This window comes from Pseudoxanthomonas sp. (assembly GCF_027498035.1).
In the GTDB taxonomy this organism is placed as follows: domain Bacteria; phylum Pseudomonadota; class Gammaproteobacteria; order Xanthomonadales; family Xanthomonadaceae; genus Pseudoxanthomonas_A.
In genome coordinates this window covers 2,202,772-2,225,067 of the sequence record NZ_CP114978.1, presented here as the reverse complement: position 1 = coordinate 2,225,067, position 22,296 = coordinate 2,202,772, and the positions used below count along the sequence as shown (strand labels likewise).

The window sequence follows — 22,296 nt, the reverse complement described above, 5'->3', positions numbered from 1 at the left end:
CGCATGCGCACGCGACGGAAAGTTCCAGGAACCATGAAGGAAAGCGCCGCTCGGTGAGGAGCGGCGCTTCCTGAAAGGCTGGTCCTTCAGCCCTTCACACACAGCACCTGACGCAGGGTGTGCACGATTTCCACCAGGTCGGTCTGCGCAGCCATGACTGCGTCGATGTCCTTGTAGGCAGCCGGGGATTCGTCGATGACGGACGCGTCCTTGCGGCATTCGACGTGGGCGGTGGCTTCGCGATGCTGGGCCAGGGTGATGCTGGCGCGTGCCGCAGTACGGCTCATCACGCGGCCGGCGCCATGGCTGCAGCTGTGGAAGCTTTCGCCGTTGCCCAGCCCACGCACGATGTAGCTGCGCGTGCCCATGCTGCCGGGGATGATCCCCAATTCACCGGTCTTCGCACTAACCGCGCCCTTGCGGGTCACCAGCAGTTCCTGTCCACCGTGCGTCTCCTTTTGCACGTAGTTGTGGTGGCAGTTCACGGCCAGCTTTTCCAACTGGAAACTCGGCAGGCGGTGGCGCAGCTCGGCCAGCACCCGCGCCATCATCGCTTCGCGGTTCTCACGGGCGTAATCCTGTGCCCATGAGACCGCCTCCACGTAGTCGTCGAACAGCGGCTCGCCTTCCATGAAGAACGCCAGGTCCTTGTCCGGGACATGGAAACCCAGTACACGCTTGGCCAGCTGTTCACGCGCCAGCTCGATGAAGTAGGTGCCGATCAGGTTGCCGGTGCCACGCGAGCCACTGTGCAGCATCACCCAGACCGCATCGGTTTCATCCAGGCACAGCTCGATGAAGTGGTTGCCGCCTCCCAGCGTGCCGATCTGGCGATCCAGCTTGTCGGTGCGGATCTTGCGGTGCCTGGCCTTGATTGCGTCCAGTCGTGCGACCAGTCCCGAGTTCGCCACACGGGACGCGATGCTGTCGGGCAGCTTCCAGTGCTCGCCGCCACGGCCATTGCCGGCCGGTACGCTGCGTTCGATACCGGCACGCAGCGGCGCCAGGCTATCGGGCAGATCGGCGGCGCGCAGCGTGGTCCGCACCGCGGCCATGCCGCAGCCGATGTCCACGCCGACCGCGGCCGGGATGATGGCGCCACGGGTCGGGATCACCGATCCCACCGTTGCTCCCTTGCCCAGGTGTACGTCGGGCATCACGGCCACCCACGGCCCGACGAAGGGCATGGCGGCGATGTTGCGAAGTTGCGCGTGGGCTTGTTCTTCCAGTTGCACGCCGCGCACCCAGCCCTTGATCGGGGTCGGGCTGCCTTCGGCATGCAGCAATTCATAGGTACTCATGTCTTCACCTTGTCCTTGGGAAAGCCGACGCCACCGCATCCCTGCGATGACGCCGGAGTTGTTACTTCAGGGTGACCAGCTGCTTTAGCACGCCATCCAGGCCGCCAAACACGGTGAGCCGATCGATCTTTTCGGTCACCTTCTCCAGCGCCTCCAGCTCCTTCAGCCGCATCAGCACCGGGCTGTCCTCAATCAACCGGGCCGTGTTGAGCAGCGAACGGGTGGCGTTGGCTTCCTCGCGACGCCGGATGACGTTGGCCTGCGCGGTCTTCTCGGCCTGCACGACGCCATTGAGGATCTGCCGCATCTCGCCTGGCAGGATCACGTCCTTGACGCCCACGCCCAACGCCTCGACACCGAACGCACCCAGCTGGCCGCGCACGCTGGCGAAGATGTCCGCATCCAGCGTGGCCTTGTCGCCCAGCAGCTCGTCCAGGGTCCTGGACGAAACCACCTTGCGTAGGCCGTACTGCAGCTCGCGATACAGCTGGTCCAGGTACTTGGCGACCTTGGTCCGTGCGGCGACCGGATCGATCACGCGCACGGTCGCCGCCAGATTGACGCGCAATGACACCTTGTCGCGCGTCAGTAGCTCCTGGCCCTGTACTTCGATCGACTGCACGCGCAGGTCGATGACTTCGGCCGCGACGTTCTTCTGGAAGTTCCAGAAGGCGTACGCGCCCGGTGCCAGCATCTGTGTGAGCGAGCCATCGATGAATACCAGGCCCGCGCTTTCCGTTGGCACCTCGACGAACACCGCCACGCGCGCCAGCACGCCCAGCTGGCGCAGGCGCCGCACCACGTCGGCTGGCACGCGCAAGTCGCCACCCAGCGGCAGCGTCTGCACGGTGACCTGGGCTGGGCCGCGCCAGTACAGCTTGCGGGTGCCTGGTACCAGGACGTCTTCCAGCTTGCCGTGCCTGCACACTAGGCCGACCTGCTCGCTGCCGATCTCGGCCAGCACGAAGGTCTCGCCCAGGCGCGCGCCCAGTGCGTCGATGAGGGTCTCGGCATCGCGACCAGCGTATTCGGCCGGCAGCGTCGGGTGCACCGTGACGGCGGCCTGATTGAACGGGTCGAACAGGCGGTAGACGCCGGGTGCGAGCACGCGCTCGAACTGACGGTTTCGGTACATCAGGCCGCGCTCGGCATCGCCGATCACGACCCGCTTGGTCCAGAACATGGCACATTCTCCTTGTGGTCCTGGGTTGGCCGATCCAGTGAATGCGATGCGCGCCGGATCGGAATGCGCGCATCGGTCGTGCCGCGGCGCTGTTGCGCGACGACTGAAAAGGTGGAAACACCCGTGGACGCCGGCAGGGCGGGGCACGGCGCGTGCGCTGTGCGGAGCACCGGCGCGTTCGCAATGGCGGCGATGGGCTGTCGTCAGTACGTATGCACCGGTGCAGCGCGCCACGAAGGCGCCGGTCCGGTCCTGCTGTCGCTGCGATGCGCAGCGCGTCGGCGCTCCATTGCCTGGCGCACCCGCCGTCGCACGGGGTGTTTCCTGATGGGGCTTGCACCCCGGGTGTCATGACGTGAAAGGCCATGGTTTGGAGCGGGATTCGAACCCGCGACTCACAGATTTACAGTCTGTTGCTCTATCCAACTGAGCTATCCAGTGGTGGACGTGCCGGAATCGAACCGGCCTTATCCGGCTTTCGCCGCTGCCCTCTCCAGTGGGCGCACGTCCGCGTTGTGGAATGCCCTCTGCAGTTTCTGGCATACGCCACGGCAAGGCCGCGCGCACCGGACGGAATACATAATCCGTACCGCAGGAAACTGCAGGCAAGACATTCCCGATTACCCGCGCTTGCGCATGGGTAATATGGTCCCCGTGGATAATCCACGGAGTTAATGATGAAGTTGTCCGCTCATCGCCGCCCGTGCTGGGGCATCGGGACGCGGCGCACATGCGCCGGTTGCAGCCGCACCCCTGCTTCAGGCGTGCGAGAACACGCCCGGATTCCCCGGGGCGGAACGGAAACGTTCCAGAGTGGAGAACTTCCTGGAAAATGTGGTGTGGAGGATGACCTGCACCTTTGCGAACGCCGGAAAAACAAAGCCCCCGGGTGTTAAGTCCGAGGGCGTTCGCGTTGCCTCGGAAGATCGGGGTGACCGATCTTCCAAAGAGAAGTCAGTCAGGTCAGTGGTGTGCGGACCGTGGTTCGCGGTTGCCGCGCAGGCCATACGCATCCATGCCGTGGAAGGACCACAGCGCAGCGAGTTTGGCGTTGATGAAGGAGGGCTTCATGTCAGGCAATCGAACCAGAAGGAATGGGCTTCGCCACGTCGGCGAAGTGGGGCGCACGATAAACTGCATAAATAACGATTGCAAGAGTTTATCGAAAATATTTTCTCGCGATGTTTCTGTACTTAATGCGGTTCCATCTTCAACTGGCTTGGATGTGGCGCTGGCGGGAGGGGCCTGGGCCTGTCCGTGGGCTGTCCCGGAGTTGGTGCGATCGATGCACTCCAGGGTTGCATCACGATGCACGCAGTAGAATTGCCGCCCCCTTTGTTGTGTGGTGCGGCCTCCGTGGCGATTTCCGACCTTCCCCTTGAGGCGCTGGTGCATGCGCTGCATTCCGGTGCGATTCCTGGCGTGGCTGGCGATGCGCTGTTCCTGCGCGCCCGGCCCGGTGTGGCGCTGCGCACGGTGCAGGGGTTGAAGCTGCGCTGCGAGCAGAGCTTCCGCCCGGCCTTCGATGCGCTGCATCGCGAGGGCTATGACGTGGAGCTGCAGCGCGATGCCGGCGCGCAGTCGCCGCTGGTGCTGGGCCTGCCGCCGCGGCAGAAGGAAGAAACCCGTGCATTGCTGGCGCGCATGGTCGCCTCGTGCGCGCCGGGCGGGCGGATCGTCGCCAGCGTCGCCAACGACGAAGGCGCGCGTTCGGTCGAAAAGGACCTGGCCCAGCTGACGGGCCTGGGTGGCTCGATCACCAAGCATCACTGCCGCGTGTTCTGGAGCCCGGCCCTGACCGGGCAGCACAACGTCGAACTGGCCACGCAGTGGACGCAGCTGGATCGCGCGCGGCCGATCCTGGGCGGCAAGTTCAAGAGCCGTCCGGGGGTATTCGCCTGGGATCGCGTGGATGCCGCCTCGCAGCTGCTGGTCGAAGCGCTGCCCACCACGCTGCGCGGCAGCGCTGCGGATCTGGGTGCGGGCTGGGGGTTCCTGTCCGATGCGCTGCTCCAGCGCTGCGCCGGCATTACCGCGCTGGACCTGTTCGAAGCCGAATCGCGCGCGCTTGAACTGGCTCGCGAGAACATGGCCCCGCATGCCGCGCGCGTGGCGCTGGATTTCCATTGGCATGACGTGGTCGGCGGCCTGCCGAAGAAGTTCGATGTGATCGTCAGCAATCCGCCGTTCCATGCGCTGGGTCGTGGCGACCGGCCGGATATCGGCCGGCGCTTCATCGAAACCGCCGCCAGTGCGCTCAACCGCAATGGCCAGCTGTGGCTGGTGGCCAACAAGCACCTGCCGTACGAAGCCGCATTGACCTCGCGCTTCGCCGACGTGCGTGCGGTGGCCGAGGGTGGCGGCTTCAAGGTGATCGCGGCCACCGGTGCGCGCGCATGAAGATCGTGCGCCACATCGCCAACCTGGGGTACGGCAGCCGCAAGCAGGTGCAGGCGCTGTTCCGCGAAGGCCGGGTCACCGATGCGGCCGGTGAGGTGCTCTACACCGACGATCCGGTCGACCACGACGCCATCCGCATCGACGGCGAGGTGCTCGATCCGGCGCAGGGTCTGTGCCTGGTGCTGCACAAGCCGGTTGGCTACACCTGTTCGACCAAGGACACCGGCCGGCTGGTCTACGACCTGCTGCCCGCTCGCTGGCGCCTGCGTGATCCGGTGCTGTCCACGGTCGGCCGGCTGGATCGCGACACCAGCGGCCTGCTGCTGTTCACCGACGATGGCGGGCTGCTGCACCGGATCATCTCGCCCAAGTCGCAGCTGCCCAAGGTCTACGAGGCGACGCTGGCGCAGGAACTGCGGGGCGATGAAGCGGCGACCTTCGCCAGCGGCGCGTTGCTGCTGGACACCGAAACTAAGCCGCTCCTTCCCGCAGAACTGGAAGTGATCGCACCATTGCGCGTACGCCTGACCCTGCACGAAGGCCGCTACCACCAGGTGCGGCGGATGTTCGCCGCGGTCGGCAACCATGTCAGTGCGCTGCATCGCAGCCGCATCGGCGGACTGGCGCTGGACGATCTGGCCGAAGGGCAGTGGCGCACGCTGGACGCGGCCGACCTGGCGCGGTTGTTCGCGGCGGACGCGGCATGAGCGATGTGATTGCCGCGCTGCCGTTCGTCCCCGAGGCGGTGATCTTCGACATGGACGGGCTGATGCTGGACAGCGAGCGCGCCTCGCTGCGCAGCTGGAGCCGCGGTGCGCGCGAGATCGGCCTGCAGATCGAAGACGCGTTCTGGCTGCGGCTGGTCGGCCACAGCATGGCGGCCTGCCAGCTGATCCTGCGCGAGCGCATGGAACCGGCGCAGATTGAAGCCCTGCTCGCGCGCTGCATGGTGCTGTACCGCGAAGAAGTCGATGCCGGCGTGCCGCTGCGCCCGGGCATCCACGAGATCCTGCAACTGCTGGCGCAGCACGGGATTCCCTGCGGCGTGGCGACCTCCACGCGTCGGCCACTGGCCCCGCACAAGCTGGAGACTGCCGGCTTGCTGCCGTATTTCAAGGCGGTCACCGCTGGCGATGATGTGGAACACCCCAAGCCTGCGCCGGACATTTACCTGCTCGCTGCCCAGCGCATGGGCGCCGCGCCGGAGCGCTGCCTGGCGCTGGAGGATTCGCCGGCCGGCGTGACTGCGGCACTGGCCGCGGGGTTGACCGTGATCCAGGTGCCCGATCTGGTGGTGCCGGATGAAGCGCTGCGCGCGCGTGGGCACCGCATCGTGGCCTCGCTGCACCATGCGCGCGAACTGCTGGAAGCATGCCTGCTTGCTGCCTGAACGCGCGCGCATCGGCGCGCGTGATGCGGTCCTGAAAAACGCGCCAGATGCAACGGCGACGTGGGTGCCCAGCGCGCCTACAATGCCGCCCCCCACGCACCGGCAGGCAGCATGAACATCGTCGTCAACGAAGACCTCAAGGCTTACATCGATCCGCTCACCGCTGACGAATACGCGTCGCTGGAGCAGAGCATCCTGGCCGAAGGCTGCCGTGACGCGCTGGTGCTGTGGGGCGAAGTGCTGATCGACGGCCACAACCGGTACGGCATCTGCCGGAAGCACGACCTGCCGTTCAACACCGTGCAGAACACGCGCTTCAAGTCGATGGACGACGTGCACCTGTGGATGATCGACCAGCACCTGGGCCGGCGCAGCGTATCTGACTTCCAGCGCGGGGTGCTGGCGTTGCGCCGGCGCGACATCCTGCTGGAGCGCACCCGCAGCACGCCCCTGCCCAGCGAGGCGCCCGCGACCGAACAGGCCGACGATGGCGCGCCGCCGTGGGACACCAGCGCCTCGGTCCGGACGATGCCACCCACGCGCGAGGAACTGGCCCGCGCCGCCAAGCTCAGCAACAGCCAGGTCGCGGCGATCGAAAAGATCCAGAAGCAGGCCACGCCGGAGGTGATCGCGGCGGTGCGCTCGGGCGAGCTGTCGATCAACGCCGCGGCGGTGGTGGCCACGCTGACCCCGGAAGAACAGCAGGCGGCGGCGCAGGGTGGCGCGGCCGAGCTGAAGGAAGCGGTCAAGCGGGTGCGCGATTCCAAGAAGCGGGCCAAGCCCGAGCGCCCGGTGGAGCCTGCTGCGGGAGCGGCCGCCGAACCGGTCGAGGAAACGCTGCCGCAGCTGCGCATGCGCCTGGACACGCTGCAGCAGGAAGTCGCGCGCCTGAAGATCCGCATCGCCGAGATGGAAGAAGCCGAGAAACCGGCCTGGTAACACCGCGCGGTACGCGTATCGGCCGTCTGGCGCTGCACGCATGCCGCGTCGGACGGGCTTGTTCCAGCCCGCTGGCCGCCGCCTGGTGCGAACGCCGCTGCGGGTCGGTCAATCGGCCATCAGCCGGCGCCAGCCGTCCACGCCCAGCTTGTCCAGCGTGGCGATGTTGCGGTCGACGATCACATCCGGGTCCGGGAAGGCGGCCACGGCGCGCTCCACGCTGTCTTCGCGCAGCAGGTGCAGCGTGGGCCAGGGCGAGCGGTTGGTGTAGTTGGACACATCGTCCGGCGCGGTCCCGGCGAACTGGTAATCCGGATGGAAGCTGGCCACCTGCAGGATGCCCTGCAGGTCCAGGGTTTCCACCGCGGCGTCGGCGTTGTCCAGGAAGTCGTTGTAGTCGATGAAATCGCCCAGCACGTCCGGGTGCACGATCAGGGTGGTATCGACCACCTCGGCCGGGGTGTCGCGAAGCACCAGCAGTTCCTCGGCCAGCTGCTCCAGCAGCGCCTCGGGCGTGGTCGCATCGCTCAGCACGAAACGCACCTGCTCCTTGACGTACACCGCCTTGGCGAACGGGCACAGGTTCAGGCCGATCACGGCCTTCTCCAGCCAGCGGCGGGTGTCGGCGATGGGGTCATGCAGCGCATCGGTGGCGCTGTCGTGGTCGGTGGCGTGCATGGGAGCGGCTTCCTACGGCGTATGCAGGCGATTGTAGGAGGTGTCCAGCCACGGCGGGTTTTCCGCGTACATCTCGCCGGATCAACTGCTTGAGCAACGCGATCAGCGCTTCGTCCTCGTTGCGGCGGTAGCTCATGATGATCGGCGAGGTCGCGTGCTCGTCGTCGATCAGCCGGTACTTCAGGTCCGAACGCTGCAAGCGCGCGGATGCCGGGATCAGGCACACGCCGGTTTCGGCCGCGACCAGGCCCAGCGCGGTCTGCAGCTCGCGCACCTCCTGCACTTCGGGCGGGCGCACGCCGTGGTCGCGCAGCAGCGACAATACCTGGTCGGCGAAGCTCGGACGCGGATCGCTGGGGTAGACCACCAGCTTCTGGCCTTTCAGTTCGGCCGGGGTCAGCGGCGTGTCCTCGGCCGCCAGTGCGAACGCCGGTGGAATGGCCACTACCAGGCGCTCCTCGCGCAGGATCAGCCGTTCCACGCTGAGGTCGCTGGTGCGGATGCGGCCGAAGCCGATGTCGATCCGGCCGTTCTTCAGGCCTTCGACCTGCTGGCCGGACATCATCTCGACCAGGCGCACGTCGGCCTCGGGCCGCGCCTGGCGCAACCGCCGCACCACCGTGGGCAGGCCGCCGTACAGCGTGGAGGCGACGAAGCCGATGCTGATCACCCGGCGTTCGCCATGGCCCACGCGGCGCGCGGCGTCCTTCATCTGCTCCACGCGGCCCAGCACCTGCTGCGCTTCCTCGTAGAACAGGCGGCCGGCGTCGGTCAGCCGGATCGGTCGGCTGCTGCGCACCAGCAGCTGCACCCCGAGTTCCTCTTCCATCTGCTGGATCTGCCGGCTCAGTGGCGGCTGGGCGATGTGCAGCAGTTCGGCGGCGCGGGTGAAATTGCGCTCGCGGGCGACGGTGACGAAGTACTTGAGCTGGCGCAGATCCATGAGATTAGACCAAAGTCTTAACTATGTAATTGACCCGTGTTGCGGCGCATTAAATCCAGTCGCACAAGGGCTTGAGGCTTGAAGAATACCCTGAAGGTATTTTCCAAGACCAAGATCGTCTTGGACGCGGGTGGTCCTGTGTCCCAAGAATCGGATCCATGGAACGCACCCTTTCCCCAGTCCCCAACGCAGCCCCGACGATCGAACGCGTCGAGACCTTCCTGCTGGACCTGCCCACCATCCGCCCGCACCGCCTGTCGGTGGCCACGATGAGCGGCCAGACCCTGATGATCGTGCGCCTGCACTGCAGCGACGGCACGGTCGGCCTCGGCGAGGGCACCACCATCGCCGGGCTGGCCTACGGCGCCGAAAGCCCGGAAGGCATGAAGCTGGCCATCGACACCTACTTCGCCCCGGTGCTGGTCGGCAGCGATGCAACCCGCGTGCAGGCGCTGATGGCGCGCGTGGGCAAGCTGGTCAAGGGCAACCATTTCGCCAAGTGCGCGGTGGAAACCGCGCTGCTGGACGCGCAGGGCAAGCGCTGTGGACTGCCGCTGTCCGAGCTGCTGGGCGGGCGCGTGCGCGATCGCCTGGGCGTGGCCTGGACCCTGGCCTCGGGCGATACGGCCAAGGACATCGCCGAAGCCGAGGCGATGCTGGCCGCGCGCCGGCACAACGTGTTCAAGCTCAAGATCGGGCGCAAGTCGGTGGCCGAGGACGTGGCCCATGTGGCCGCGATCAAGCGCGCCGTCGGCGACCGTGCCGCGGTGCGCGTGGACATCAACATGGCCTGGAGCGAGACCGACGCCCTGCGCGGCCTGCCCGCACTGGCCGATGCCGGGTGCGAGCTGGCGGAACAGCCGGTCGCCTCGGCCGCGGCATTGACCCGGCTGATGCGCCGCTTCCCGATCGCGCTGATGGCCGACGAAGTGCTGACCGGCCCGGACAGCGCCTATGCGCTGGCCAAGGTGTCCGGCGCCGATGTGTTCGCGGTCAAGACGGAACAATCCGGCGGGCTGTTCGCCGCACTCAAGGTTGGTGCGATTGCCGACGCAGCCGGGATCGAGCTGTATGGCGGGACCATGCTCGAAGGTGCCGTGGGCACGATCGCCGCGGCGCATGTGTTCGCCACCTTCCCGCACCTGCAGTGGGGCACCGAGCTGTTCGGGCCGCTGCTGCTGACCGAGGAAATCCTGGCGCAGCCGCTGGTCTATCGCGATTTCCACCTGGAAGTGCCGAATGCGCCGGGCCTGGGCATCGCCCTGGACGAGGACCGCGTCAACGCGTTCCGCCGCGACCGCACGCGCACCCCGGTGATCACCACCGGCACGGAGGGCTGAGCCATGTTGTTCCATGTACGCATGGACGTGAAGCTGCCGCTGGACATGGATCCGGCCAAGGCCACGTCACTGAAAGCCACTGAAAAGGCGCGCTTCCAGGAGTTGCAGCAATCGGGTAAGTGGCGCCATATCTGGCGCATCGTCGGCCAGTATTCCAACGTGTCTGTGTTCGATGTGGACAGCCCGACCGAACTGCATGACCTGCTGCTGTCGTTGCCACTGTTCCCGTACATGGTCATCGACGTCACGCCGCTATGCCGGCACCCGTCCTCGCTGCACGAGGATGACCGCTAGACCGCACCCCCCTTTCATCCGATGCGCTCCTGGGGAGGGAACGCGTCCCGGCAGCATTCGCCACCACGAGGAGCAAGACGATGAGCGTGAAAATCTTCAACCAGCCCGAAGTGCAGGATTTCCTGCGTACCGTGAGCAACCTGGACGGCGCCGACGGCGATGCCCGGACCAAGCAGGTCGTGCACCGGATCCTGTCGGACCTGTTCAAGACGATCGAGGACCTGGACCTGAGCCCGGACGAGATCTGGGCCGGCATCAACTACCTCAACAAGCTCGGCCAGGATGGCGAGGCCGCGCTGCTGGCCGCCGGGATCGGCCTGGAGCATTACATCGACCTGCGCCTGGACGAGGAAGACCGCATCGCCGGCATCACCGGCGGCACCCCGCGCACCATCGAAGGCCCGCTCTACGTGGCCGGCGCGCCGGTCAGCCAGGGCAGCGCCAAGATCGACCATGACGCCGATCCCGATGCTGGCCCGCTGCGCATCCACGGCACGGTGGTCGATGAAGAGGGCCAGCCGGTCGCTGGTGCGCTGGTCGAAGCCTGGCACGCCAACTCGAAGGGCTTTTACTCGCACTTCGACCCCACCGGTGCGCAGACCGAGTTCAACCTGCGTGGCGCGGTGACCACCGGTGCCGATGGCACGTATGAGTTCCTGACCCGGATGCCGGTCGGCTACGGCTGCCCGCCGCAGGGCGCGACCCAGCAGCTGCTCAACCGCATGGCCCGCCATGGCAACCGTCCGGCCCACGTGCATTTCTTCGTGACCACCGACAGCTATCGCAAGCTGACCACGCAGTTCAACATCGATGGCGATCCGCTGCTGTGGGACGACTTCGCCTACGCGACCCGCGACGGCCTGGTGCCGCCGGTCCAGGACGTCAGCGGTGGCGGCAAGGCCTTCGGCTTCGAGCGCGATGCCTACAAGGCCATCGAATTCAACTTCGGGCTGATCCCGCTGTCGGCTGGCAAAGACGACCAGTTGGTCTACCGCCTGCGCGCCGCAGCCTGATCCGCGCTACCGGACGGCGCCACGTGCGCCGTCCGCTCCACATCGTCCTGGCTTCACCGCGCCATGCGCGCGTGCCCACCATCCCCACCGGGAGAGGTTTCCGTGTCCGCGATCATCGAAAACAAGACCGACATCGAACAGCTGCTGGCCACCGCGCTGCAGGACGATCCCGAAGCGGGCGTGTTCCGCTGCCGTCGCGACATCTTCACCGACGCCGACCTGTTCGAGCTGGAGATGAAGCACATCTTCGAATCCAACTGGGTCTACCTGGCGCATGAAAGCCAGATCCCCAACAACAACGATTACTTCACCACCCATATCGGCCGCCAGCCGGTGGTGATCACCCGCGACAAGACCGGCGAGCTGCATGCGGTGATCAATGCCTGCGCGCACCGTGGCGCGATGCTGTGCCGGCGCAAGCACGGCAACAAGGGCAGCTTCACCTGCCCCTTCCACGGCTGGACCTTCAGCAATACCGGCAAGCTGCTCAAGGTCAAGGATGAAAAGACCACCCAGTATCCGCCGCAGTTTGGCGAACACGGTTCGCACGATCTCAAGCGCGTGGCCCGCTTCCAGAGCTATCGCGGCTTCCTGTTCGGCAGCCTGAGTGACGAGGTCGCCTCGCTGGAGGATTACCTGGGCGAGACGAAAACCATCATCGACCAGATCGTCGACCAGGCGCCCGATGGCCTGGAAGTGCTGCGCGGCAGTTCGTCCTACATCTACGACGGAAACTGGAAGCTGCAGATGGAGAACGGCTGCGACGGCTACCACGTCAGCTCCGTGCACTGGAATTACTCAGCCACCATGGGCCGGCGCAAGGAAACCGGCACCAAGGCCGTGGACGCCAACGGCTGGAGCAAGAGCATCGGCGGGGTATACGGCTTCGACAACGGCCACATCCTGCTGTGGACCCAGTCGCTCAACCCGGAAGTGCGCCCGGTCTGGAAGCGTCGCGCCGAAATCGCCGCGCGCGTGGGCGAAGACAAGGCGGACTTCATCACCCGCCAGACCCGCAACCTGTGCCTGTACCCGAACGTGTACCTGATGGACCAGTTTTCCACCCAGATCCGCGTGACCCGCCCGATCGACGTGGACAAGACCGAAGTCACCATCTATTGCTTCGGCATCAAGGGCGAGAGCGCGGAGGACCGCGCCACCCGCATCCGCCAGTACGAGGATTTCTTCAACGTCTCGGGCATGGGCACGGCCGATGACCTGGAGGAATTCCGCGCCTGCCAGCAGGGCTACGCCGGCACGTCCGCTGCCTGGAACGACCTGAGCCGCGGTGCGCCGCTGTGGGTCGAAGGGCCGGATGAAAACGCACAGAAGATGGGCATCAAGCCGCTGCTCAGTGGCGGCCGCAGCGAGGACGAAGGCCTGTTCGTGCGCCAGCACGAATACTGGGCCAGGACCCTGCGCAAGGCCGTGGCCGATGCAGGTTGCGGAGATGCGCCGTGAGCCATGATGCCGCCGCCATCGCCGCGTTCCTGTATCGCGAGGCGCGCCTGCTGGATGACCGGCAGTGGGACGAATGGCTGGCGCTGTACGCCAGCGATGTCGTCTATTGGATGCCCGCCTGGGATGACGATGACCAGCTCACCGAAGACCCGCAGTCGCAGATCTCGCTGATCTATTACCCCAATCGCGACGGGCTGGAAGACCGGGTGTTCCGGATCAAGACCGAACGCTCCAGCGCCTCCACGCCGGAGCCGCGCACCGGGCACAACATCAACAACATCGAGGTGCTGGACACGCGCGACGACGCCATCGACGTCCGCTACAACTTCCACACGCTCAACCATCGCTACAAGTCCACCGATCACTTCTTCGGCACCTGTTTCGTGACCCTGCGCCGCGACGGCGAGGGCTTCCTGATCGCCAACAAGAAGATCGTGTTGAAGAACGACTACATCCGCCAGGTCATCGACATCTACCACATCTGACCGGCCCGGCTGAAGGAGGTTTCCATGAGCTATCGCATCGCCCTGAATTTCGAAGACGGCATCACCCGCTTCATCGACTGCAATGCAGGCGAGAAAGTGCTGGACGCGGCCTATCGGAACAAGATCAACCTGCCGATGGATTGTTCCGATGGCGTCTGCGGAACCTGCAAGTGCCGCGCCGAGGCCGGGCAATACGATCTCGGCGACGACTACATCGACGACGCGCTGACCGAAGACGAAGCCGGCGCAGGCCTGGTGCTGACCTGCCAGATGGTGCCGTCCTCGGACTGCACGCTGGCCGTGCCGGTGACTTCCACCGCATGCAAGACCGGCAGCACCACGTTCAAGGCCGCGGTGGTGGACGTGGTGCCGCACGAAGACGCGGCGCTGGAACTGAAGCTGGAAGTCACCGGCGATGCGCCGGGCTTCCTGCCCGGCCAGTACGTCAACATTGCCGTGCCGGGCAGTGGCCAGACGCGGTCGTATTCCTTCAGCTCAAAGCCCGGTTCGCACGAGCCGACGTTCCTGATCAAGCGCGTGCCCGGTGGCCTGATGAGCGGCTACCTGGACAGCGCCAGTCCCGGCCAGGTGCTGGACATGACCGGCCCGCTGGGCAGCTTCTACCTGCGCGAAGTGAAGCGACCGGTACTGATGCTGGCCGGTGGCACCGGGCTGGCGCCGTTCCTGTCGATGCTGGCGCACCTGGAAAGCACGGGCAGCGACCATCCCGTGTACCTGATGTACGGCGTCACCCGCGGCGCGGACCTGGTGCTGGTGGATGTACTGCGGAAGTTCGCCGAGCGCCTGGACTTCTTCAGCTTCGACACCTGCGTGGTCGATCCCGAATCGCGCCATCCGAAGATCGGTTACGTCACCCAGCACCTGATGCCCGAAGCGCTGCATGACGGCGCGGTGGATGTGTACCTGTGCGGCCCGCCGCCGATGGTCGACGCGGTGCGCAACCACTTCACCGACATCAAGGTCAGTCCGGCCAGCTTCTACTACGAGAAGTTCACGCCGAATGCGCCGGCCAGCGCGCCACAGGATCTGGCCGCGTGAGCCGTCGCTTCGCCGGCAAGGTCATGGTGGTGACCGGTGCGGCGCAGGGCATTGGTCGCAGCGTTGCGCTGCGGGCCGCGGCCGAAGGCGCGCAGGTCGTGCTGGTGGATCGCGCGGACTTCGTCGGCGAGGTCGCGGCCGAAGCCGGTGGCAACACCGCCGCGTTCGTCGCCGATCTGGAAACCCATGCCGGCGCGGTGGCCGCGATGGACTTCGCCGCGCAGGCCTTCGGCGGCATCGACATCCTGATCAACAACGTCGGCGGTGCGATCCGCATGCGCCCGTTCGCCGAGTTCGAACCCGAACAGATCGATGCCGAGATCCGCCGCTCGCTGATGCCCACGCTGTACAGCTGCCACGCGGTGCTGCCGCACCTGCTGACGCGCGGCGCCGGCACCATCGTCAACGTCTCATCCAACGCCACCCGAGGCATCTACCGGGTGCCGTACTCGGCCGCCAAGGGCGGCGTCAACGCGATTACCCAGTGCCTGGCGATGGAATACGCCGACCGCAACATCCGCGTGGTCGCCACCGCGCCGGGCGGCACGTCCGCGCCGCCGCGTCGCGTGCCGCGCAACGCCAGTGGCGACACCGCGCAGGAGCAGGCGTGGATGGGTGAGGTGGTCGAACAGGTCACCACGTCCAGCTTCCTCAATCGCTACGGAACCATCGACGAACAGGTCGCTCCGATCCTGTTCCTGGCCTCCGACGAGGCGGGCTACATCACCGGTTCGATCCTGCCCGTGGCCGGGGGTGACACCGGCTGAAATCGACAAAGGCAGCCGTCGCCGATGGCTGCTTCATCCAACGCAGTGCACATCCTGGGAGGGAGAGGTCATGCGCAGCATCGATGTCAGTGAGGCCATCGACAGTGGTCGATTCAGCCGGTTCCAGTGGTCGGTGGTGGTGTTGTGTGCGGTGTTGCTGGTCGTGGATGGCTACGACGTGTTCGTCGCCGGCACGGTGCTGCCGACGCTGATCAAGGAGTGGGGCCTGAGCAAGCCGGAGGCCGGCATGCTGCAGGCCTGGGCGCTGTTCGGGATGATGTTCGGCGCGCTGGTGTTGGGGCCGCTGGCCGACAGGATTGGCCGCAAGAAAGGCATCGCGATCAGCTTCGTGTTGTTCACCGTGGCCACGCTGTGCACCGGCTTTGCCAACACGCCGGAGCACTTCAAGGCGCTGCGCTTCGTTGCCGGGCTGGGTTGCGGCGGGCTGATGCCCAACGCGGTGGCGCTGATGAACGAGTACGCGCCCAAGCGCATGCGCGGCACGATGGTGGCGCTGATGTTCAGCGGTTACTCGGTCGGTGGCATGGTCGCCGCGGCGCTGGGCATCTGGATGATCCCGGCGCTGGGCTGGAAGCCGATGTTCTGGGCCGCCGCGGTGCCGCTGCTGGTGCTGCCGCTGATCCTGTGGCGCCTGCCCGAATCGCTGGGGTTCCTGATCCGCCAGGGGCGCCAGGAAGAAGCCCGCGCGATCTTCGCCAGGCTGCAGACCGGAGCCGCGATCCAGGCGCAGGACACGCTGGTCTTCAGTGAAACCAAGGGCGCGGCGGCTTCGGTGATCGAGTTGTTCCGCCACCAGCGCACGCTGCGCACGCTGATGCTGTGGCTGTCGTTCTTCTGCTGCCTGCTGCTGGTGTACCTGCTCAGTTCGTGGCTGCCCAAGGTCATGCAGGAAGCCGGCTACGCGCAGAAGGCCAGCCTGCTGACGCTGTTCTCGCTGAACTTCGGTGGCATGGCCGGGGCGATTGCTGGTGGCTGGCTGGGCGACCGTTTCGGATTGCCGAAAGTGGTGGTGGGCTTCTTCGCCGCCGCGGCGCTGTCGATTGCCGCAATCGGCTACATCCCGTCGGTGCCGGTGCTGTTCACGCTGGTGTTCATTGCCGGCGCTACCACCATCGGCACGCAGATCCTGCTCTACGCCAGCGTGGCCCAGCTGTACAACCTGTCGGTGCGCTCGACCGGGCTGGGTTGGGCGTCTGGCGTGGGTCGTGTCGGCGCCATTGTCGGGCCGACCCTGGGCGGCGTGCTGCTGGCGCGTGAGCTGCCATTGCAGCAGAGCTTCCTGATCTTCGCCGTGCCCGCGGCAGTGGCGACGGTGTCGATGCTGGTGTTTGCGGTGTGCAACCAGCGCGCAGCCAGGCCGGTGCAGGCGGCCGTGGCGGCCAACGCGCCCTGACGTGCCGGCCTTCATCCGCCAGTTGATCAGGGATGCATCGCTGCCGGCCGTCCTGGCCGGCGTGATCGCCACGCTGATCTCGTTCGCCGGGCCGCTGGTGATCGTGTTCCAGGCTGCGTCCGGGCTGCCCGCACCGCTGCTGGCCTCATGGGTGTGGGCGATCTCGATCGGCAGCGGGGTGCTGGGCGTGGGCTTGAGCCTGTACTACCGTGCGCCGACGGTGATCGCCTGGTCGATTCCCGGTTCGGTATTGCTGGTGACGCTGCTGCCGACCGTGGCGTTTCCGGTTGCGGTCGGTGCGTACGTGGTGGCCAGCGCGGTGATGCTGGCGGTGGGATTGTCCGGTGCGTTCGACCGCATCGTGGCGCGCCTGCCGCCGGCGATCACCGCGGCGATGCTGGCTGGCATCCTGTTCGGGTTCGCCACCCGGTTGTTCGTGGGCATGGCCTCGCAGCTGGTGCTGGTGCTGGCGATGTTCGTGGCGTTCTTCACCGGGCGACGCTGGTTTCCGCGCTATGCGGTGGTGGCGGTGCTGCTGACCGGCGTCAGCGTGGCGCTGCTGACCGGGCAGGTGCATGGCCCGTTGCCGGCGCTGTCGGTCACGGTGCCGGTGTGGGTGACGCCGCAGTTCGACTGGCAGGCCATCGTCAGCATCAGCATCCCGCTGGTGGTGGTCGCATTGACCGGGCAGTTCGTGCCGGGCATGGCGGTGTTGCGCACCTGCGGCTATGCGCGTCCGGCGGCCGGTCCGCTGCTGGTGTGGTCGGCGGCGGGTTCGGCGCTGCTGGCGCCGTTCGGCTGCCATGGCTTGAATCCAGGCGCGGTCACCGCCGCGATCTGCACCGGTCCCGAAGCGCATCCGGATGCAGGTCGGCGCTACGTGGCCGGGGTTGCCGGCGGCGTGGCCTACCTGGTGCTGGGTTGTTTCGCCGGCACGGTGCTGGCGCTGTTCTCGACACTGCCCAAAGAGCTGATCGCCACGCTGGCGGGGCTGGCGCTGTTCCCCAGCATTGCCGGCGCATTGACCACGGCGGTGGCCGATGCGCGCGACCGTGATGCGGCGCTGGTGACCTTCATCGTCTGCGCATCGGGGATGTCGCTGTTCGGATTGGGCGCGGCGTTCTGGAGTCTGTTGTTCGGCGTGGCCACGCACCTGCTGCTGCAGTGGCGTTGGGGGCGCGCGGCGGTGCCGGTGGGGCAGGCGTCGCGCTAGTCGTTGTTGCAAGGGGAGGGCGTGCGCCACGCGCACGTCGTAGGTCAACGCCATCACCTGTCACTGCGCCGCCATCGGGTGGCGCATCACATCACCACGGGTTTTTCCTGGGAGGGAAGCATGCAGTCATTGATCACCGCCACCCGTCGCGCGTCGTTGGCGTGCGCGATTTCCGTCGCGCTGTTCGCCCCCGGCCTGGCCGCGGCGCAGACCGCCAGCGATGCCGCGCAGGACCAGCGCATCCAGCAGCTGGAAAGCGAGGTCTCCGCGCTGAAGGACATGGTCCTGAACCAGCAGAGCCAGCTGGCCGACGCGCGCTCGCGCCTGGAAGCGGCCACCGTGCCCGGCAACACCCCGCTCAAGGGGCCGGGCGTGCAGGGCAGTGGCGCGATCGTGACGGCGCCACCGGCGCAGGCATCACCGGCGTTGGGTGCAGGCGCGCCGCCGCGTGCGCCGATCCAGAACACCGCCATCGTCGCCGGTGGTGACAGCCACTTCAGCTACGGCGGCTTCATCAAGCTGGACATGATGTCCACCTACACCAGCGATGGCGCCATCGCCGACAGCACGCCGGGCCGGTTGTTCTACTTCCCCGCGGCCACCCCGGTCGATGCCGGTCCGGGCAAGAGCTACACCGATTTCCACGCGCAGTTCTCGCGGATCTGGTTTGGCGTGGACCGCGTCACCGATGCCGGCGACAAGCTGAAGGGCTACGTGGAGTTCGACTTCTTCGGTGGCGGCAACAGCAACGTCGGCAACGAGAAGTTCTCCAACGGCTATCCGCCGACCCTGCGCCATGCCTACGTGCAGTGGAACCACTGGCTGGCTGGCCAGACCTGGACCAATGCGATGGACCTGGGCTCACTGCCGGAAACGGTGGACTTCGTCGGCATCGTCGATGGCACCCTGTTCGCGCGCCAGGCGCAGATCCGCTACAGCACCGGCAACTGGTCGTTCTCGCTGGAGAACCCGCAGACCTGGTACCAGGATGGCTCACCCACGCAGGTCAGCTCCGGCGAGAACAACGTGCCGGACGTCACTGCGCGCTGGACCACCAAGGGCAACTGGGGCCATTTCAGCGTCGCCGGCCTGGCCCGCCAGCTGCGCACCGCCGATGACAGCACCGCCGGCTATGCGCTCAGCGTGGCTGGCTCGTTCAAGCTCAGCGACACCGACCTGCTGCAGTACACGGTCAGTGGTGGTCCTGGCCTGGGCCGCTACATCGGCTTCGGCCTGATCCCCGATGCGTACATCGAACAGGACGGCCGGTTGAAGGCGCAGGACGGCTACGCGGGCTTTGCGGCCTGGCGCCATAACTGGACCGGCAACCTGCGCAGCACGCTGGCGTATTCGGCGGCCTATATCTCCACCGATGAATCGGCGGTGGGCCAGCTGGCCACCGAACGCACCCAGTCCTGGCGCGTGAACCTGATCTACTCGCCGTTCCCGCGCCTGGACGTGGGTGCCGAACTGAGCTGGGCCAAGCGCCAGCTGGCCAACGATGCCGAAGGCGAATTGAACCGCCTGCAGACCACGGTCAAGTACACCTTCTGACCGTCGGGCCGATGGGTGTCCAGTTTCTGGACACCCGCCGCACCCGCGTCCAGCAATGGCGCGGGTTGGCGGCCTAACGCCAAAGGGGGATGGTGACCGTGCGGGTGCGCGCGCAGGCTGCGGCCACGGTTTTTCTTCGAGGTCCCTCCCATGACACAAGACGATTTCCTCCCCGCCGCGCTGTGGCGCGACAAGGTCTTCACCGGGCAGTGGCGCGCCACCGGCGTTACGCAAGCCGTGACCGAACCGGCCACCGGCAACACCCTGGGAAGCATCGGCATGGCCGACGCCGCACAGGTCGCCACCAGCGCCGCTGCGGCACGTGCCGCGCAGCAGGCCTGGGCCGCAGCGCCGTACGAAGAACGCGCACAGGTCCTGCGCAAGGCCGCGCAGCTGGCGGAGCAGTACACCCCGCAGATCATCGAATGGATCGTGCGCGAAAGCGGCTCCACCCAGCCCAAGGCCGGCTTCGAGGCCTCGATCAACGCCAAGGCGCTGCACGAGGCCGCCGCGCTGCCGTCGCGCGCGGTGGGTGAAGTGCTGCCCTCGGTGCCGGGCCGGCTGAGCCTGGCCCGGCGGCGCCCGCTGGGCGTGGTCGGCGTGATCTCGCCGTTCAACTTCCCGCTGTACCTGGCCATGCGCGCGGTCGCGCCGGCGCTGGCGCTGGGCAATGCGGTGGTGCTCAAGCCCGATCCGCGCACTGCGGTGTGCGGTGGCTTCGTCATTGCGCGCTTGTTCGAACTCGCCGGCCTGCCCGCGGGCCTGCTGCATGTGCTGCCGGGCGATGGCGCGGCCGGTGCGGCGCTGACCGCCGACCCGAACATCGCGATGATCCAGTTCACCGGGTCCACCGGTGCCGGCCGCAAGGTCGGCGAAGCGGCTGGCAAGCACCTGAAGAAGGTCTCGCTGGAGCTGGGTGGCAAGAACTCGTTGATCATCCTGGACGATGCCGACCTGGACCTGGCCATCGCCAACACCACCTGGGGCGTCTACCTGCACCAGGGCCAGATCTGCATGTCGTCCGGGCGCGTGCTGGTCCAGCGTGGCATCCACGATGCGTTCCTGGCCAAACTCACCGCCAAGGCCAAATCCATGGTGGTCGGCGATCCATCCAAGGGCCAGGTGCACCTGGGCCCGCTGATCAATGCCGCCCAGCGCGATCACGCGGCCAAGGTCGTGGCCGATGCCAGCGCCGCCGGTGCCAAGGTTGAAGCCGGTGGTACGTATAAAGGCCTGTTCTTCCAGCCGACCGTGCTCAGCGGCGTGACCCGCGACAACCCAGCCTTCAACGAAGAGATCTTCGGGCCAGTCGCGGTGGTGGTGCCGTTCGACACCGATGAAGACGCCATCGCCCTGGCCAACGACACCGAGTACGGCCTGTCGATGGCGGTGCTCTCAAGCAACGTCGGCCGCGCGCTCAAGCTCGGCGAACAGTTGCGCACCGGCCTGCTCCACATCAACGACCAGACCGTCAATGACGAGGTCATCAATCCGTTCGGCGGCGTCGGCGCCTCCGGCAACGGCACCAGCATCGGCGGGCCGGCCAACTGGGAGGAGTTCACCCAGTGGCAGTGGCTGACCGTCAAGGGCGACGCGCCCGCCTATCCGCTCTGATTCCCGAGGAATCCACATCATGAATGCAGAAGTGAAGCTCCAGCCGATTACCGCCGCGGTCACCCGTTCGCAGGGCGCGCCGTTCACCATCGAGCAGGCCCGCATCCGCGCGCCGCAGGACGATGAAGTGCTGGTGCGCGTGGTCGCCACCGGCCTGTGTCACACCGACCTGATCGTGCGCGACCAGTACTACCCGGTACCGCTGCCGGCGGTGCTCGGCCATGAAGGCGCCGGTGTGGTCGAAGCGCTCGGCCCAAACGTCAAGGACCTGAAGGTCGGCGACCACGTTGTACTGACCTACGGCGCCTGCGGTCATTGCCATGCCTGCGACAGCGGCCATGGTGCGTATTGCAAGGACTTCTTCGGCCTCAACTTCGGTGGCAGCGACCTGCAGGGCAACACCGCGATCACCGATCCGGCCGGTGCACCGCTGCACGATCACTTCTTCGCCCAGTCCTCGTTCGCCAGCTATGCGCTGAGCCGCGAGAACAATGCGATCAAGGTGCCGCAAGACGCGCCGTTGGAGCTGCTCGGCCCGCTGGGCTGCGGCATCCAGACCGGTGCCGGTGCGGTGATCAATTCACTCAAGGTGCGGCCCGGCAGCAGCTTCGTCAGCTTCGGTGCCGGCGCGGTCGGCCTGAGCGCGGTGATGGCCGCGCGCGTGGCCGGGGCGACCACGATCATCGCCGTGGACGTGGTGCCTTCGCGCCTGGAGCTGGCGCTGGAACTGGGCGCGACCCATGTCATCAACAGTCGCGAGCAGGACATCGTGGAGACCGTGCGCGCGATCTGCGGCGGCGCCGACTTTGCCCTGGAATCCACCGGCCGCCCGGAGGTGCTGGGGCAGGGCATCGAGGCCCTGGGTTCGCTCGGCAGCATCGGTGTGGTCGGTGCGCCCAAGCTGGGCACCAAGGCCGAGTTCGACGTCAACAACCTGCTGCTGGGCGGACGCAGCATCCGCGGCATCGTCGAAGGCGACAGCGTGCCGCAGGTGTTCATCCCGCAGCTGGTGCAGCTGTTCCAGCAGGGGCGTTTTCCGTTCGACAAACTGGTGAAGTTCTATCCGCTGGACCAGATCAACCAGGCGGCCGAGGACAGCACCAAGGGCATCACCCTCAAGCCGGTCCTGCGCATGCCGCAGTAACGCGGCCAAGGCCTCGACTGCAACGGACCGTCGCGCGCTGCGTGGCGGTCCGTCATCGCTTCCTTAAGGCATTGCGGCGTACCCTTCGCCTCGGTGAAGTCGTA

At 66.7% G+C, this 22,296-nt stretch carries 20 protein-coding genes and 2 tRNA genes; 16 read left to right on the top strand and 6 right to left on the bottom strand.

All coding sequences use genetic code 11. The features are described 5' to 3' along the window. Positions 1 to 86: 86 nt before the first annotated feature. From O8I58_RS09590 to O8I58_RS09575, 4 genes are all read right to left on the bottom strand, one after another. Positions 87 to 1,301: an RtcB family protein gene (locus O8I58_RS09590; protein ID WP_298314960.1), complete on the bottom strand. Its 1,215-nt coding sequence runs from the start codon at positions 1,299 to 1,301 to the stop codon at positions 87 to 89. 61 nt (positions 1,302 to 1,362) lie between these two features. Further along, positions 1,363 to 2,484: a slipin family protein gene (locus O8I58_RS09585; protein WP_298314958.1), complete on the bottom strand. Its 1,122-nt coding sequence runs from the start codon at positions 2,482 to 2,484 to the stop codon at positions 1,363 to 1,365. 366 nt (positions 2,485 to 2,850) lie between these two features. After that, positions 2,851 to 2,923 (bottom strand) — tRNA-Tyr (locus tag O8I58_RS09580). Then, positions 2,924 to 2,994, bottom strand: a tRNA-OTHER gene (locus tag O8I58_RS09575). An 846-nt stretch (positions 2,995 to 3,840) separates the two neighbouring features. Here O8I58_RS09575 and O8I58_RS09570 point away from each other — a divergent pair. The 4 genes from O8I58_RS09570 to O8I58_RS09555 all read left to right on the top strand — a co-directional run bounded on the left by O8I58_RS09570 (position 3,841) and on the right by O8I58_RS09555 (position 7,213). Beyond that, positions 3,841 to 4,884: a class I SAM-dependent methyltransferase gene (locus O8I58_RS09570; protein WP_298314955.1), complete on the top strand. Its 1,044-nt coding sequence runs from the start codon at positions 3,841 to 3,843 to the stop codon at positions 4,882 to 4,884. Beyond that, positions 4,881 to 5,591, top strand: coding sequence for a pseudouridine synthase (locus O8I58_RS09565; RefSeq protein ID WP_298314953.1), 711 nt, complete (start codon positions 4,881 to 4,883; stop codon positions 5,589 to 5,591). Before O8I58_RS09570 ends, O8I58_RS09565 begins: the two co-directional genes overlap by 4 nt. Beyond that, on the top strand, positions 5,588 to 6,274 hold the full coding sequence (locus O8I58_RS09560) for an HAD family hydrolase (RefSeq protein WP_298314950.1): 687 nt from the start codon (positions 5,588 to 5,590) through the stop codon (positions 6,272 to 6,274). The genes O8I58_RS09565 and O8I58_RS09560 overlap by 4 nt, the downstream gene beginning before the upstream one ends. A 111-nt stretch (positions 6,275 to 6,385) precedes the next feature. After that, a complete protein-coding gene (locus tag O8I58_RS09555) occupies positions 6,386 to 7,213 on the top strand; it encodes a ParB N-terminal domain-containing protein (protein WP_345781304.1) in 828 nt (275 codons plus the stop codon). A gap of 108 nt (positions 7,214 to 7,321) precedes the next feature. Here O8I58_RS09555 and O8I58_RS09550 read toward each other — a convergent pair whose 3' ends face one another. Then, the gene (locus O8I58_RS09550; RefSeq protein WP_298314947.1) at positions 7,322 to 7,891 is read right to left on the bottom strand and encodes a DUF1415 domain-containing protein; all 570 of its coding nucleotides are present in this window, start codon (positions 7,889 to 7,891) and stop codon (positions 7,322 to 7,324) included. Beyond that, positions 7,848 to 8,834: a LysR family transcriptional regulator gene (locus O8I58_RS09545; protein WP_298314944.1), complete on the bottom strand. Its 987-nt coding sequence runs from the start codon at positions 8,832 to 8,834 to the stop codon at positions 7,848 to 7,850. The genes O8I58_RS09550 and O8I58_RS09545 overlap by 44 nt, the downstream gene beginning before the upstream one ends. A gap of 158 nt (positions 8,835 to 8,992) precedes the next feature. Between O8I58_RS09545 and O8I58_RS09540 the strand changes: the two genes are divergently transcribed. The 12 genes from O8I58_RS09540 to O8I58_RS09485 all read left to right on the top strand — a co-directional run bounded on the left by O8I58_RS09540 (position 8,993) and on the right by O8I58_RS09485 (position 22,192). Beyond that, positions 8,993 to 10,174, top strand: coding sequence for a muconate/chloromuconate family cycloisomerase (locus O8I58_RS09540; protein WP_298314942.1), 1,182 nt, complete (start codon positions 8,993 to 8,995; stop codon positions 10,172 to 10,174). A gap of 3 nt (positions 10,175 to 10,177) precedes the next feature. Continuing rightward, the gene (gene catC, locus O8I58_RS09535; RefSeq protein WP_298314939.1) at positions 10,178 to 10,468 is read left to right on the top strand and encodes a muconolactone Delta-isomerase; all 291 of its coding nucleotides are present in this window, start codon (positions 10,178 to 10,180) and stop codon (positions 10,466 to 10,468) included. A gap of 80 nt (positions 10,469 to 10,548) precedes the next feature. Beyond that, positions 10,549 to 11,481 (top strand): catechol 1,2-dioxygenase, encoded by a 933-nt coding sequence (gene catA / locus O8I58_RS09530; protein ID WP_298314937.1) that lies wholly within the window; start codon positions 10,549 to 10,551, stop codon positions 11,479 to 11,481. A 102-nt stretch (positions 11,482 to 11,583) separates the two neighbouring features. Next, a complete protein-coding gene (locus O8I58_RS09525) occupies positions 11,584 to 12,942 on the top strand; it encodes a Rieske 2Fe-2S domain-containing protein (RefSeq protein ID WP_298314934.1) in 1,359 nt (452 codons plus the stop codon). Beyond that, complete coding sequence (benB, locus tag O8I58_RS09520) at positions 12,939 to 13,427, top strand: benzoate 1,2-dioxygenase small subunit (RefSeq protein WP_298314931.1); 489 nt, start codon at positions 12,939 to 12,941, stop codon at positions 13,425 to 13,427. Before O8I58_RS09525 ends, benB begins: the two co-directional genes overlap by 4 nt. 24 nt (positions 13,428 to 13,451) lie before the next feature. Beyond that, positions 13,452 to 14,486 carry a benzoate 1,2-dioxygenase electron transfer component BenC gene (benC, locus tag O8I58_RS09515; RefSeq protein ID WP_298314929.1) on the top strand — a complete coding sequence of 345 codons (1,035 nt, stop codon included), beginning with the start codon at positions 13,452 to 13,454 and terminating at the stop codon, positions 14,484 to 14,486. Then, the gene (gene benD / locus O8I58_RS09510) at positions 14,483 to 15,253 is read left to right on the top strand and encodes a benzoate diol dehydrogenase BenD (RefSeq protein WP_298314926.1); all 771 of its coding nucleotides are present in this window, start codon (positions 14,483 to 14,485) and stop codon (positions 15,251 to 15,253) included. Before benC ends, benD begins: the two co-directional genes overlap by 4 nt. A gap of 70 nt (positions 15,254 to 15,323) precedes the next feature. After that, the gene (locus tag O8I58_RS09505; protein ID WP_298314923.1) at positions 15,324 to 16,667 is read left to right on the top strand and encodes an MFS transporter; all 1,344 of its coding nucleotides are present in this window, start codon (positions 15,324 to 15,326) and stop codon (positions 16,665 to 16,667) included. Position 16,668: 1 nt separating this feature from the next. Further along, on the top strand, positions 16,669 to 17,880 hold the full coding sequence (locus O8I58_RS09500) for a benzoate/H(+) symporter BenE family transporter (RefSeq protein ID WP_298314921.1): 1,212 nt from the start codon (positions 16,669 to 16,671) through the stop codon (positions 17,878 to 17,880). 120 nt (positions 17,881 to 18,000) lie between these two features. Further along, complete coding sequence (locus O8I58_RS09495; RefSeq protein WP_298314918.1) at positions 18,001 to 19,434, top strand: DcaP family trimeric outer membrane transporter; 1,434 nt, start codon at positions 18,001 to 18,003, stop codon at positions 19,432 to 19,434. Positions 19,435 to 19,584: 150 nt separating this feature from the next. After that, the gene (locus O8I58_RS09490) at positions 19,585 to 21,048 is read left to right on the top strand and encodes a benzaldehyde dehydrogenase (RefSeq protein WP_298314915.1); all 1,464 of its coding nucleotides are present in this window, start codon (positions 19,585 to 19,587) and stop codon (positions 21,046 to 21,048) included. Between the two features lie 19 nt (positions 21,049 to 21,067). Beyond that, positions 21,068 to 22,192 (top strand): NAD(P)-dependent alcohol dehydrogenase, encoded by a 1,125-nt coding sequence (locus O8I58_RS09485; protein WP_298314912.1) that lies wholly within the window; start codon positions 21,068 to 21,070, stop codon positions 22,190 to 22,192. The last annotated feature ends 104 nt before the right edge of the window (positions 22,193 to 22,296 follow it).